Genomic DNA, 12,254 nt, shown 5'->3' on the forward strand with positions numbered 1-12,254 from the left:
GTAGGGCGGCATTCGGCCTGCATAGACGCTACTCTGAAACTGTTGGTCGCCGGCAGACGGACCCTCCTGCCTGCCAGTTCAAGACCTTTGGCGACCAATTGGGGGACGTTGAAGCATTTTTGGCGTTTCCTGTGGCACAGCGAAGTGCCCGCCGCAGGCCCGGCCGCAAGCCGGGCCGGCATTGGCTGGGAAACTAGGTGAAACCCTGAACGTCTCGAAAGGAGGTGCGTACCATGGAAAAGCCCCTCTCGGAGGATATCAGTGTCAATGTGCTGCGCCGGATGAAGGAAGGGGGCTTCGATTTCGCCCGCATTCATCCCATCGACTTCTTCGCCATCTTTCCCGATGAACAGAACGCCCGCCAGGCCGCCCGGCAATTTCGCGGCGAATCCCTGAGGGCCCAGGTCGAAGCCCGTTCCGATGGTGGCTGGAACCTGCAGATCAGCAAGGTGATGTTCGCCACCCACGCGGCGATCGGTGCATTCGAACACGACCTGGAGGAAGTCGTGGCGCCGCTCGGAGGTGTGCTCGACGGCTGGGGCGTGACCCAGGAAGTGAGCAGCCTGCGTCCCTGATCCAACCCGTTCGTCTCGCCGCCAGGCCGCGCCGGCCGGTGGCTTCCCACTCCCATGAACCCGATGCGCCCGCGCCGCCGGAAGGCGGTGCGGGCCTGCCCGCGGGCGCGCTGGGGGTTATGGTCGGGTGCCTTTTGCGGCAGACTGCCGCACGGAGGTAAGCATGACCGATATCCTGATCCTGACCCACGCCGACTTCTGCCCGCCGGGCCACCTGGCCTGCGTGCTCGACCGCGCCGGCCTGGCCTTCGAGGTGCGCCGCGCCGACCACGGCGAGCTGGACGGCTACGACCTGGAGCGCCCCAGGGCGGTGGCCATCATGGGCGGCCCCATGAGCGTGAACGACGAACTGCCCTGGCTGCGCACCGAGGTGGCGGCGCTGCGCCGCTTCATCGAGCGCAAGGTGCCGATGATCGGCCACTGCCTGGGCGGCCAGCTGCTGGCCAAGGCCCTGGGCGCATCCATCCGCCACCAGGGCTACACCGAGATGGGCTGGCAGCCGATGCGCCGCCTGGAGTCCGCGAGCCCGTGGCTTGCGCACCTGCCCGGGGAATTCCCGATCTACCAGTGGCACGGCGATACCTTCGACCTGCCCGAGGGCGCCGAGCACCTGCTGTCCAGCCCCTGGTGCGCCAACCAGGGCTTCTCCTGGGGCGGCTTCGTCCTCGGCCTGCAGGGCCACCCGGAGATGACCGAGGAACTGGTCAGCGGCTGGATCAACGGCTGGCCGCAGTACCTGGACCCCAGCCAGCCCAGCCAGGAAAGCGCCGAGGTGATGCTCGACGACCTGCCGCGCAAGGTGGCTGACCTGAACCGCGTGGCCGAGGGCTTCTACGCCCACTGGCTGAGGCTGGCCGGCCTGGCGTGAGCGGGCGGGGCGGACGGCCGTGCGCCCCGGGGTTTGCTGTAATCCATCGGTTTACAACTGTGTATACTGCGGCTCCAGGCTTCCCCAGGACAGGACCGCGCATGACGGAAAACAGCTTCGCCTTCCGCCTCAAGGAATTGCTCGAACTCAACAAGCTGACCCTGCAGGCGGTGGCCAGCGCGCTGGGCATTTCGCGCACCGCGGTGCACAAGTGGACGCGCGGCGGCGAGATCGACTACGACAACCTGCGCAAGCTGGCCGCCTTCCTCAAGGTCAACTGGATCTGGCTGCGCTACGGCGAGGAGGCCGTGCGCGACCTGCAGGCGCTGGAGCCCATCGAGCTGCCGATGACCGACGTGCGCCGCCGCTACACCGCCGAGATCATGGAGAGCGAGGCGCGGATGAAGCTGGCCCAGGAGAGCGCGCGCATCGTCACCTGGGAATGGAACCTGATCAGCGACGAGGTCACCTACTCGCCCAACGTCGAGGAGGTCTACGGCTGGCCGGTGAGCCACAACCAGGACTTCTGGCCGCACCTGCCGGCCGAGGACGTGGCCGCCATGCGCGCCATGTACGACCAGGCCATCGCCGAGGGCAGCGGCTGCGAGTGCGACTTCCGCATCTACCGCCCGGACGGCGAGCTGCGCTGGATCGCCTCCCGCGCCCGGGTGGTCAAGGACAGCGCCGGGCGCTCGGTGAAGATGGTCGGCATCAGCATGGACAACACCGCGCGCATGGCCGCCGAGGAAAAACTGCGCAACAGCGAGGAGCGCTTCCGCGCCATCTTCGAGCTGACCTGGGGCGCGCTGGCCTACATCGGCCTGGACGGCACCTGGCAGCGCGTCAACGGCAGCCTCTGCGAACTGCTCGGCTACAGCGCCGAGGAACTCTACGGCATGACCTTCCAGCAGCTCACCCACCCCGACGACCTGGAGCGCAACCTGCAACTGCTGCGCAGCATGCTGGCCGGGGAAATCGACCGCTACGTGGTGGAGAAGCGCTGCCGGCGCAAGGACGGCCGCTACGTCTGGGTGCGCGCCCGCACCTCGCTGCAGCGTCGCCGCCAGGACGGCCTGCCGGAGCACCTGATCAGCGTGTTCGAGGACATGGGCCCGGCCCGCGCCGAACGCGAGCGCCTGCAGGCGCGCATCGCCGAGCTGGAGGCGCAGCTGGCGGAGCGTGCCTGAGGCGGGGCGCAGGCGCGGGGCAATGGCGGATAACGCCGTAGGCGTTATGCGCCCTACGAGCGTGCCACCGGATGGTTCCGCGTCGACCGTAGGGCGAATAACCGTTCGCGGTTATCCGCCGTTGGCCGTGCCGCCGGGGCGTCCGGTAATCGCGGAAAAGTTCCGCTCCTACGGTTCCAGGAAAGCACGGTCGTAGGAGCGGGCCCTGCCCGCGATTTCGCGCGCAGGGCGCGCTCCTACAGGGAATGGCGCGGGTGGGGCGGCGTAGGAGCGGATCTCATCCGCGATCCGCGCCGGAACGTCCGGCTATCGCGGAAAAGTTCCGCTCCTGCGAAAGGCCCGTGCCCATGCCCGCTCAGGGCTCGGCGAAGGGCAGGGGCGCGTCCGTTTCGCGGCGTACGGCGAAGGTGTTGAGGGTCATGGCCACCAGCGCGTAGTAGCCGAAGATGCCCACCAGTTCCACCATCCCGGCTTCGCCGAAGGCGCCCACACCCTCGTCGTAGAGCGCCTGCCCGATGCGCTTGCTGGCGTAGAGGCTACTGCCCAGGCGGTAGACCAGGCGCTCGTCGTCGCGGGCGAACGGCGGTTCCTCGCCGCGCCGCAGGGCTTCGATCACCTCGTCGGCCAGGCCGGCCCGGCGTGCGATGGGTTCGTGGATCTGCCATTCCGCCTGGGATTGCCACCAGGCCGCGGTGAGCAGGATCGCCAGCTCGCTCAGGCGCAGTTCCAGGCGCGTGCCGTAGCGGCAGAAGGCCCCCAGCTTCTGCGCGCTGTCGGCCAGCTGCGGGCTGTGCACCCAGGCCAGGAAGGGGCCGTCGAGGTTGCCGCGGGGGCCGCTGAGGATGTCGTTCAGCACGCGGCGCTGTTCGTCGTCCATGCGCTCGTCGGTGAGCGGGGTAAGGCGCGATTCGATCTTCATGGGGCTGTCCTCAGAGGCTGCCGATGGCCTGGTCGATGGCGCGCTGCAGCTTGTCCACCAGCTCGTCCAGCTGCGCCTCCTCGAGGATGAAGGGCGGCGCCAGGAGGATGTGGTCGCCGCTGCGGCCGTCCAGGGTGCCGCCCATGGGATAGCACAGCAGTCCTTCCTGCATGGCGGCTTTCTTGATCCGCGCGTGCAGCTTCGCCTCGGCGGGGAAGGGCGCCTTGGCGTCGCGCTCGGCCACCAGTTCCAGGCCCTGGAACAGCCCGCGCCCGCGGATGTCGCCGATATGCGGATGGGCGCCGAAGGCCTGCTGCAGCCGTTGCTGCAGGCCAAGGCCCAGGCTGCGCACGCGCGGCAGCAGGTCGCGCGCCTCGATGGTCTTCTGCACCGCCAGGGCCGCGGCGCAGGCGGTGGCGTGGCCGATGTAGGTGTGGCCGTGCTGGAAGAAGCCCGAGCCCTGGGCGATGGCGTCGTGGATGCGCTGGCTCACCAGGGTGGCGCCGATGGGCTGGTAGCCGGCGCCCAGGCCCTTGGCGATGGTGACCAGGTCGGCGCTTATGCCTTCCTGTTCGGCGGCGAACAGGCTGCCGGTGCGGCCCATGCCGCACATCACCTCGTCGAGGATCAGCAGCACCCCGTGGCGGTCGCAGATTTCCCGCACGCGCTTGAAGTAGCCCGGCACCGCGGTCACCGCGCCGAGGGTGGCGCCCACCACCGGCTCGGCGACGAAGGCCATGACCTTGTCCGCCCCCAGGCGGAGGATTTCCGCTTCCAGTTCCTGCGCCAGGCGTTCGCCGTAGGCTTCGGGCGTCTCCCCGGCGGCCTGGTCGCGGTAGGCATAGCAGGGGCTGACGTGGCTGACGTCGATCAGCAGCGGCTGGAACTGCTGGCGCCGCCAGGCGTTGCCGCCGGTGGCCAGGGCGCCGAGGGTGTTGCCGTGGTAGCTCTGGCGGCGAGCGATCAGGTGCGTGCGCTGCGGCTGGCCGATCTCCACGAAGTACTGGCGGGCCAGCTTGAGCGCCGCTTCCACCGCCTCGGAACCACCGCTGACGAAGTACACCGAGCGCATGCCGGCGGGCGCGCGGGCGACCAGGAAGTCGGCCAGTTCCTCCATGGGCTCGGTGGTGAAGAAGGAAGTGTGGGCATAGGCCAGGGTGCCCACCTGCCGGCGCACCGCCTCGATCACCGCCGGGTCGCTGTGGCCCAGGCAGGACACCGCCGCGCCACCGCTGGCGTCCAGGTAGCGGCGGCCTTCGCTGTCGACCAGGTAGGCGCCGTCGCCGCGGACGGCCGTGGGGTAGGACTGGGTGAGGCTGCGGTGCAGGACGTGGCTCATGGTGACCTCCGGGTTGGTTGCGCAAATATTAATTGCATTTTTTGTGTTGGCAATCTTTTGTTGCGCAGTGGTTGCGCGATCGAGGAGGCTAGCGAACGACCGGAAGCGGCGAAGTAGAGAAGCTCTTGGTCAATTTCCCACTGGATGAAGGCCGCAAGCATCCGGCAAGGTTTGATAAAAATACTTGCAATCGTATTTATTGCATGTTTATTTTGCGAAAAAGCACCCTGTGCATGCAGCCCCTTCCGTGGGTTAGCCGCTCAAAACAATAAAGTCCGGGCCCCGGCCCGTTGCGATCGAACTGCCGCTAATGCGCGCCCCGCCGGCCGGCGGGGCGCAACCACCGACCCGCAAGAGGAAGTCCTGCATGAAAAAGCTGCTTCAAGCCTCGTTCGCCGCGCTGTCCCTGTTCGCCGCCGCCAGCTCCATGGCCGCCGGCAAGGAACTGCTGATCGCCACCGACACCGCCTTCGTGCCCTTCGAGTTCAAGCAGGGCGACAAGTACGTGGGCTTCGACATCGACCTGTGGGCGGCCATCGCCAAGGAGATGGGCGTGAGCTACCAGCTCAAGCCGATGGACTTCAACGGCATCATCCCCGCGCTGCAGACGCGCAACGTCGACGCCGCCCTGGCCGGCATCACCATCAAGGAAGACCGCAAGCAGGTCATCGACTTCTCCGACGGCTACTACGACAGCGGCTTCCTGCTGATGGTCAAGGCCGACAACGACAGCATCAAGGGCGAGGCCGACATCGCCGGCAAGAGCCTGGCGGTGAAGAGCGGCACCTCGGCCGCGGACTACGCCAAGGCCAACCTCAAGGCTGCCGACCTGCGCCAGTTCCCCAACATCGACAACGCCTACCTGGAGCTGCGCACCGGCCGCGTCGACGCCGCCATGCACGACACCCCCAACGTCCTCTACTACATCAAGACCGCCGGCGACGGCCAGGTGAAGGCGGTGGGCGAGCAGATGATGGCGCAGCAGTACGGCATCGGCTTCCCCAAGGGCAGCGAGCTGCGCGAGCCGGTCAATGCCGCGCTGAAGAAGCTGCGCGCGGACGGCACCTACGCGCAGATCTACCGCAAGTGGTTCGGCACCGAGCCCAAGTGAGCCGGAGGTAGAACCCCATGCATTTCCAATGGTCCGCCATCTGGGACGCGTTGCCGGTGCTGCTCGAAGGCGCCCGGCTGACCCTGTGGATTTCCATCCTCGGCCTTGCCGGCGGCGCCGTCATCGGCCTGCTGGCCGGCGTCGCCCGCGCCTACGGCGGCTTCTTCTCCAGCCGCCTGGCACTGGTGTTCGTCGAGCTGATCCGCGGCACGCCGATCATGGTCCAGGTGATGTTCATCTACTTCGCCCTGCCGCTGATGATCCCGGTGCGCATCGACCCGTTCGGCGCGGCGGTGGTCACCATCATGATCAACTCCGGCGCCTACATCGCCGAGATCACCCGCGGCGCGCTGCTCTCGGTGAACCGCGGGTTCCGCGAGGCCGGGCTGGCCCTGGGGCTGTCCGGGCGCGACACCCTGCGCTACGTGATCGCCCCGCTGGCGTTCCGGCGGATGATCCCGGCGCTGGGCAACCAGTGGATCGTCAGCATCAAGGACACCTCGCTGTTCATCGTCATCGGCGTCGCCGAGCTGACCCGCCAGGGCCAGGAGGTGATCGCCGGCAACTTCCGGGCGATGGAGATCTGGTCGGCGGTGGCGGTGATCTACCTGGTCATCACCCTGGTATTGAGTTACGTGCTGCGGCGCATGGAGTCGAGGCTGAAGATCCTATGATCGAGTTCAAGCGGGTATCCAAGCACTTCGGCCAGACCGAGGTGCTCCACGACATCAACCTGAAGATCGGCAACGGCGAGGTGGTGGTGATCATCGGCCCCTCCGGTTCCGGCAAGTCGACGCTGCTGCGCTGCATCAACAAGCTGGAGGTGATCACCGGCGGCGGGCTGTTCGTCGACGGCATGGAGGTCAACGACCCGAAGGTCGACGAGCGCCTGATCCGCCAGGAGGCGGGCATGGTGTTCCAGCAGTTCCACCTGTTCCCGCAGATGACCGCGCTGGAGAACGTGGCCTTCGGCCCGATCCGCGTGCGCGGGGCGAAGAAGGCCGAGGCGCAGGCCCTGGCCCGCGAGCTGCTGGCCAAGGTCGGCCTGTCTGATCGCGCCGGGCATTACCCGTCGGAGCTGTCCGGCGGCCAGCAGCAGCGCGTGGCCATCGCCCGCGCCCTGGCGGTGAAGCCCAAGCTGATGCTGTTCGACGAGCCGACCTCGGCGCTGGACCCGGAACTGCGCCACGAGGTGCTGCAGGTGATGAAGGACCTGGCGGAGGAGGGCATGACCATGGTCATCGTCACCCACGAGATCGACTTCGCGCGCAAGGTCGCCTCGCGGCTGATCTTCATCGACAAGGGCCGCATCGCCGAGGACGGCGACCCCGCCAGCCTGATCGGCAACCCCGCCAGCCCGCGCCTGCGGGAGTTCCTGCAACATGTCGCCTGAAGGTCGCCCCATGAGCCTGACCCCCCTGAACCTTTCCGGCAGCGCCTACGAAATCGGCCTGGGCCTCGGCCGCTTCGGCCGCGACGCGGTGCACCAGCGCCTGCGCACGCTGCCGCTGTGGCGTAGCCTGGCGGCGCGGGCCGGTTCGGCCGCGGCGCAGCGCATGCAGGCGCAGGTCCAGGCGCAGTTCCCGCGCGTCTGGGACGAACTGCGCGGTCTGGCCGACGGCCTGGAGTTGCCGCTGGAGGAAGTCTTCCTGTGGAACTGCCGCGGCGATTTCGTCCAGGACGCCAGCGTCGACGGCTGCACCACGGTGTTCGGCCCCGCCGAGGGCGGCTGGCTGATCGCCCACAACGAGGACGGCCTGCCTGCGCTCGACGGCTGCTGCGGCCTGCTCCACGCGCAGCCCGAGCAGGGCCTGGGCTTCACCAGCTTCGTCTACCCCGGCTCCATCCCCGGCCACACCTTCGCGGTGAACGCGCGCGGGCTGGTCAGCACGGTCAACAACATTCGCCCCAGTGCCATCCCGGCGGGGCTGCCGCGCCAGGTGCTGGCCCGCGCGGTGCTGGACGCCGAGAGCCTGGCCCAGGCCGTGGCTGTGCTGTCCACGGCGGGGCGCGCCGGGGCCTTCCACCATGCGCTGGGGCAGGCGGGGGCGAGCCAGCTGTTCAGCGTCGAGGCCTGTTCCGGCGGCGTGGCGGTGCGCGAGGTCCTGCGCCCGGCGGGGCATTCCAACCACTTGCTGGATGCCGCGCTGGACGCCCGGGGCCAGCGCATCACCGGCAGTTCCGGCAGCCGCCAGCGGCGCGTCGATGCCTTGCTGGCCGGCTCGCCCGCGCGACTGGACGAGGCCCGCGCCCTGGCCATCCTGCGCGACACGGCGGATGCCGAGCTGCCGGTCTACCGCCGCGCCGCGGACGACCCGGACGACGAGAACACCCTGGCCACGGCCGTGTTCCGCATCGCTGCGAACTCGGTAGAATGGCGCGTCCACTGCCAGCCCGACACCCGAGAGGTCGAGGCCCGGGGCAGTGTCCGCCCCGATCCCGCACCTGGACCCGCACGATGAGCCAAGCGCCCGCCGCACTGCCCGACAACCTGGGAGCCCTCAAGCAACTGCTGGAGGACATCGAGCGCGGCGGGGCGGGCATTTCCCTGGGCGGCAGCTCGCGCCGGGTGCTGGCGGCGCTGATCGAGGCGCCGCAGCGCACCGCGGTGTCGTCCATCAGCGAGCTGGCCGAGCAACTGGGGGTCAACGCCTCGACCCTCTCGCGCCTGGCCCAGCGCCTGGGCTACGGCGGCTTCAGCAAGTTCCAGGACGTGTTCCGCCGCGAGCTGACCGAGGGCAAGAGCTTCTACAGCGACCAGGCCTCGCGCCTGCTGCTGACCCCCGCCGACAGCACCCTGTCGCGCCTGACGCGCCTGGGCCGGCAGGAGAGCGCCAACATCGCCAGCCTGATCGAGCAGGTCGAGCCGGACGTGTTCGCCCGCGTGGTGGAGCTGCTGGCCGGCGCGCGCCGCGTGCGCATCCACGGCATGCGCCAGTTCACCTCGCTGGCGCTGTTCATGTCCTACGGCCTGGGCATGCTGCGCCCCGACGTGGCGGCGCTGGATTCCAACCGCCAGGGCGTGGCCGATGCCCTGGCGCAGCTGGATGCCGGCGACGTGCTGGTGGTGGCCAGCTGCTTCCCCTACACGCCGAGCGTGCTGGCCACCGCCGAAGTGGCGGCGCGCCATGGCATCGAGGTGGTGGCCCTGACCGATTCGTCGAGTTCGCCGCTGGCGCGGGTGGCGCGGCACAGCTTCTACGTGCCCAACCACAGCCTGTTCTACAGCAACAGCATGTGCGCCTTCATGCTGCTGGCCCAGGGGCTGCTCAGCGAAGTGGCCGGGCGCCTGGGCGAGAGCGCGCTGGCCTCGCTCAAGCATCGCGAAGCGCTGATCGGCGAGTTGAATTCGTCGCTCTGAGCCCGCTTCAGGCCACCTGCGTGTTCGCCTTGCGCGGGTGCTCGCGCGCCAGGTAGTCGGCCAGGCGCAGCTTTTCCGCGGCATTGAGGAACAGCCCCAGCTTACTGCGGCGCCAGAGGATGTCGTCGGCGTTCTCCGCCCATTCCTCGCGGCACAGGTAGTCCACTTCGCGGGCATGGAGCCCGGCGCCCAGGTGTTCGCCCAGGTCGGTTTCGCCCTTCGCCCCGTCCAGCAGGCGCCAGGCGCGCGTGCCGTAGCTGGTGGCCCAGCGCCGCGCCAGCTCGGCCGGCAGCCAGGGGTGCCTGGCCAGCAACTCGACGGCCAGGTCCTCGGGGCTGGTCATGTGCTCGCCGCCCGGCAGCGGGGCGCCGGCGGTCCAGGCCGGGCCCATGCGCGGGAAGGTCGGCGCCAGCTGGGCCAGGGCCGCCTCGGCGAGCTTGCGGTAGGTGGTCAGCTTGCCGCCGAACACCGACAGCAGCGGCGCTTCGCCCGGGGCGCCCTGCAGCGCCAGGGTGTAGTCGCGGGTGACGGCGGACGGCTCGTCGGACTCGTCGTCGCACAGCGGGCGCACCCCGGAGAAGCTCCAGAGGATGTCTTCGCGGCGCACCTGCTGCCTGAAGTGGGCGTTGACCACCGCCAGCAGGTAGTCGGTTTCCTCGTCGCTGATCCGTACCTTCGCCGGGTCGCCCAGCCATTCGCGGTCGGTGGTGCCGATCAGGGTGAAGCGCCCCAGGTAGGGGATGACGAAGACGATGCGGCGGTCCTCGTTCTGCAGGATGTAGGCCTGCTCGCCTTCGTACAGCCGCGGTACTACCAGGTGGCTGCCCTGGATCAGGCGGATGCCGTAGGGCGGTTGCTGGCGCAGGTCGTCGCGGATGAACTGCGCCACCCAGGGCCCGGCGGCGTTGACCAGGGCGCGGGCGCGGATGGAGTAGAGGCTGCCGTCGTCGCGCTCCAGGTGCAGGTGCCACAGGCCCTTGCTGCGCCGCGCGCTGACGCAGCGGGTGCGCGGGTGCACGTGGGCGCCGCGCTCGCGGGCGGCCATGGCGTTGAGCACCACCAGGCGGGCGTCGTCGACGGAGCAGTCGGAGTACTCGAAGCCACGGCGGATGCCGGGTTGCAACGGGCTGTCGGTGCCGAACGACAGGCTGCGCGAGGCCGGCAGCTTCTCGCGCCGGCCCAGGTGGTCGTAGAGGAACAGCCCGGCGCGGATCAGCCAGGCCGGGCGCAGGTGCGGCTGGTGCGGCAGCACGAAGCGCAGCGGGTGGACGATGTGCGGAGCCTTGGCCAGCAGCACTTCGCGCTCGGCCAGGGCCTCGCGCACCAGGCGGAATTCGTTGTGTTCCAGGTAGCGCAGGCCGCCGTGGACCAGCTTGCTGCTGGCCGAGGAAGTGTGGCTGGCCAGGTCGTGTTGTTCGCAAAGGAAGGTGAGCAGGCCGCGCCCGGCGGCATCCGCGGCGATCCCCACGCCATTGATGCCACCGCCGACGACCGCCAGATCGTAGACCTCAGCCAGGGGAGCGGAGCGCTTGTGGGAATGGCTCATGGGGCGTCCTCTTGACTGGAAATGAACATCAATATGTTCGAATTCGAAAATATGATAGGCGGGCGAACGAAAAATGACCAGCCTGAAGGCTGCCATTCGGCTGATTCATAGGCATTTTTCGAATTCGAACGGGACGGCCGTCAGACCAGCTCCAGCTGCACCTTGTGCTGGGCCAGCAGGCGCGCCACGGCGGGCGGCGGCGCGGCGTCGGTGAACAGGCTGTCGACCAGGCCGATCGGCCCCAGGCGCACCAGGGCGTTGCGCCCGAACTTGCTGGAGTCGGCGGCGAGGAACACCTGCCGGGCGTTCTCGATGATGGCGCGGGAAACGCGCACTTCCTGGTAGTCGAAGTCCAGCAGGCTGCCGTCTTCGTCGATGCCGCTGATGCCCACCAGGGCGAAGTCGACGCGGAACTGCTCGATGAAGTCCACCGCGGCCTGGCCGACCACGCCGCCGTCGCTGCGCACCGTGCCGCCGGCCACCAGCACCTCGAAGTCGGCCTTGGCGCTGAGGGTGGCGGCGACGTGCAGGTTGTTGGTGATGATCTTCAGGTTGCGGTGGCCGAGCAGGGCGCGGGCGATGGCCTCGGTGGTGGTGCCGATGTTGATGAACAGCGAGGCGTTGTCGGGTATCTGCGCCGCCACCGCCTCGGCGATGCGCTGCTTCTCGTCGCGCATCTGGTCGGCGCGGGTGTTGTAGGCGGTGTTCTCGATGCTCGAGTCCCAGGCCGCGCCGCCGTGGTAGCGGCGCAGCAGGCTGCGCTCGGCGAGCTGGTTGATGTCGCGGCGGATGGTCTGCGGGGTGACGGCGAACTGCTGGGCCAGTTCCTCGATGCTCAGGTAGCCGCGCTCGCGGACCAGGTCGAGGATGCTTTGCTGGCGGGGGGGCAGGTTCATCTGCGCTCTCGTGGGGGCGGGGCGAAGGTACAAGCATGCCGCAGCGGGGCGCTTCGTGCCACCGGGGCGTCCGCTCAGGGATGCATGGCTATGAAAGGCTGGACAGCGGCGCTGAGCGCAGAATCGCGGACAGAGTCCGCTCCTACACCCGTGCTTCCCTGGAACCGTAGGAGCAGGCCCTGCCCGCGAATCGCGCGCAGGGCGCGCTCCTACAGGTGAGGCAGCCGTCGGGCACCGGTGTTCCGGCCGGCGGCGGATAACCGCGAACGGTTATTCGCCCTACGGTCGAGCACGGGTGTAGGAGCGGACTCCGTCCGCGATTGGACCCACCGGCCGCTCAGGACTGCGCCCACGCACCAACGACCCCCAGGCTTTCCGCCTTTCTCCCGTGCGACCTTTTCTTACAGCCTGAAGCCGGCCATATTCCCCTGCGGAATGTAAGCCCATACGCT

The 12,254-nt window shown here is 68.8% G+C and carries 12 protein-coding genes; 8 read left to right on the top strand and 4 right to left on the bottom strand.

Annotated elements, in window-relative coordinates:
* Window positions 1-233: 233 nt before the first annotated feature.
* The 3 genes from VV867_RS14245 to VV867_RS14255 all read left to right on the top strand — a co-directional run bounded on the left by VV867_RS14245 (window position 234) and on the right by VV867_RS14255 (window position 2,630).
* Complete coding sequence (locus VV867_RS14245) at window positions 234-575, top strand: ribonuclease E inhibitor RraB (protein WP_009619201.1); 342 nt, start codon at window positions 234-236, stop codon at window positions 573-575.
* A 163-nt stretch (window positions 576-738) separates the two neighbouring features.
* Window positions 739-1,443: a type 1 glutamine amidotransferase gene (locus VV867_RS14250; protein WP_328566735.1), complete on the top strand. Its 705-nt coding sequence runs from the start codon at window positions 739-741 to the stop codon at window positions 1,441-1,443.
* 101 nt (window positions 1,444-1,544) lie between these two features.
* Window positions 1,545-2,630 (top strand): PAS domain-containing protein, encoded by a 1,086-nt coding sequence (locus VV867_RS14255; RefSeq protein WP_109933042.1) that lies wholly within the window; start codon window positions 1,545-1,547, stop codon window positions 2,628-2,630.
* Between the two features lie 355 nt (window positions 2,631-2,985).
* Here the strand turns inward: VV867_RS14255 and VV867_RS14260 are convergent, their stop codons facing one another.
* Window positions 2,986-3,549 (bottom strand): carboxymuconolactone decarboxylase family protein, encoded by a 564-nt coding sequence (locus tag VV867_RS14260; RefSeq protein ID WP_328566736.1) that lies wholly within the window; start codon window positions 3,547-3,549, stop codon window positions 2,986-2,988.
* 10 nt (window positions 3,550-3,559) lie between these two features.
* Window positions 3,560-4,888, bottom strand: coding sequence for an aspartate aminotransferase family protein (locus tag VV867_RS14265; RefSeq protein WP_328566737.1), 1,329 nt, complete (start codon window positions 4,886-4,888; stop codon window positions 3,560-3,562).
* Window positions 4,889-5,255: 367 nt separating this feature from the next.
* Here VV867_RS14265 and glnH point away from each other — a divergent pair, with 367 nt between their 5' ends.
* The 5 genes from glnH to VV867_RS14290 are packed head-to-tail and all read left to right on the top strand — an operon-like array spanning window position 5,256 to window position 9,360.
* Window positions 5,256-5,999, top strand: a complete 744-nt coding sequence (gene glnH, locus VV867_RS14270) for a glutamine ABC transporter substrate-binding protein GlnH (protein WP_089390301.1) — start codon at window positions 5,256-5,258, stop codon at window positions 5,997-5,999.
* Between the two features lie 17 nt (window positions 6,000-6,016).
* Window positions 6,017-6,673: a glutamine ABC transporter permease GlnP gene (gene glnP / locus VV867_RS14275; protein ID WP_109933039.1), complete on the top strand. Its 657-nt coding sequence runs from the start codon at window positions 6,017-6,019 to the stop codon at window positions 6,671-6,673.
* Window positions 6,670-7,392 (top strand): glutamine ABC transporter ATP-binding protein GlnQ, encoded by a 723-nt coding sequence (gene glnQ, locus VV867_RS14280; protein WP_328566738.1) that lies wholly within the window; start codon window positions 6,670-6,672, stop codon window positions 7,390-7,392. Before glnP ends, glnQ begins: the two co-directional genes overlap by 4 nt.
* Before the next feature lie 10 nt (window positions 7,393-7,402).
* Window positions 7,403-8,461 carry a C45 family peptidase gene (locus VV867_RS14285; RefSeq protein ID WP_328566739.1) on the top strand — a complete coding sequence of 353 codons (1,059 nt, stop codon included), beginning with the start codon at window positions 7,403-7,405 and terminating at the stop codon, window positions 8,459-8,461.
* The gene (locus VV867_RS14290; protein WP_275629706.1) at window positions 8,458-9,360 is read left to right on the top strand and encodes a MurR/RpiR family transcriptional regulator; all 903 of its coding nucleotides are present in this window, start codon (window positions 8,458-8,460) and stop codon (window positions 9,358-9,360) included. Before VV867_RS14285 ends, VV867_RS14290 begins: the two co-directional genes overlap by 4 nt.
* A gap of 7 nt (window positions 9,361-9,367) precedes the next feature.
* On the opposite strand, the gene glpD is transcribed toward VV867_RS14290, so the two are convergent.
* Window positions 9,368-10,906 (bottom strand): glycerol-3-phosphate dehydrogenase, encoded by a 1,539-nt coding sequence (gene glpD / locus VV867_RS14295; protein ID WP_328566740.1) that lies wholly within the window; start codon window positions 10,904-10,906, stop codon window positions 9,368-9,370.
* A 140-nt stretch (window positions 10,907-11,046) separates the two neighbouring features.
* The gene (locus tag VV867_RS14300; RefSeq protein WP_328566741.1) at window positions 11,047-11,802 is read right to left on the bottom strand and encodes a DeoR/GlpR family transcriptional regulator; all 756 of its coding nucleotides are present in this window, start codon (window positions 11,800-11,802) and stop codon (window positions 11,047-11,049) included.
* Window positions 11,803-12,254: the final 452 nt, after the last annotated feature.

Source organism: Pseudomonas sp. JH-2 (genome assembly GCF_036231725.1).
Lineage (GTDB): Bacteria > Pseudomonadota > Gammaproteobacteria > Pseudomonadales > Pseudomonadaceae > Pseudomonas > Pseudomonas delhiensis.

Bases quoted from the DNA above. Each gene is read 5' to 3' on its own strand.
- VV867_RS14245 (WP_009619201.1), top strand. From the start codon at position 234: ATGGAAAAGCCCCTCTCGGAGGATATCAGTGTCAATGTGCTGCGCCGG.
- VV867_RS14250 (WP_328566735.1), top strand. From the start codon at position 739: ATGACCGATATCCTGATCCTGACCCACGCCGACTTCTGCCCGCCGGGC.
- VV867_RS14255 (WP_109933042.1), top strand. From the start codon at position 1,545: ATGACGGAAAACAGCTTCGCCTTCCGCCTCAAGGAATTGCTCGAACTC.
- VV867_RS14260 (WP_328566736.1), bottom strand. From the start codon at position 3,549: ATGAAGATCGAATCGCGCCTTACCCCGCTCACCGACGAGCGCATGGAC.
- VV867_RS14265 (WP_328566737.1), bottom strand. From the start codon at position 4,888: ATGAGCCACGTCCTGCACCGCAGCCTCACCCAGTCCTACCCCACGGCC.
- glnH (WP_089390301.1), top strand. From the start codon at position 5,256: ATGAAAAAGCTGCTTCAAGCCTCGTTCGCCGCGCTGTCCCTGTTCGCC.
- glnP (WP_109933039.1), top strand. From the start codon at position 6,017: ATGCATTTCCAATGGTCCGCCATCTGGGACGCGTTGCCGGTGCTGCTC.
- glnQ (WP_328566738.1), top strand. From the start codon at position 6,670: ATGATCGAGTTCAAGCGGGTATCCAAGCACTTCGGCCAGACCGAGGTG.
- VV867_RS14285 (WP_328566739.1), top strand. From the start codon at position 7,403: ATGAGCCTGACCCCCCTGAACCTTTCCGGCAGCGCCTACGAAATCGGC.
- VV867_RS14290 (WP_275629706.1), top strand. From the start codon at position 8,458: ATGAGCCAAGCGCCCGCCGCACTGCCCGACAACCTGGGAGCCCTCAAG.
- glpD (WP_328566740.1), bottom strand. From the start codon at position 10,906: ATGAGCCATTCCCACAAGCGCTCCGCTCCCCTGGCTGAGGTCTACGAT.
- VV867_RS14300 (WP_328566741.1), bottom strand. From the start codon at position 11,802: ATGAACCTGCCCCCCCGCCAGCAAAGCATCCTCGACCTGGTCCGCGAG.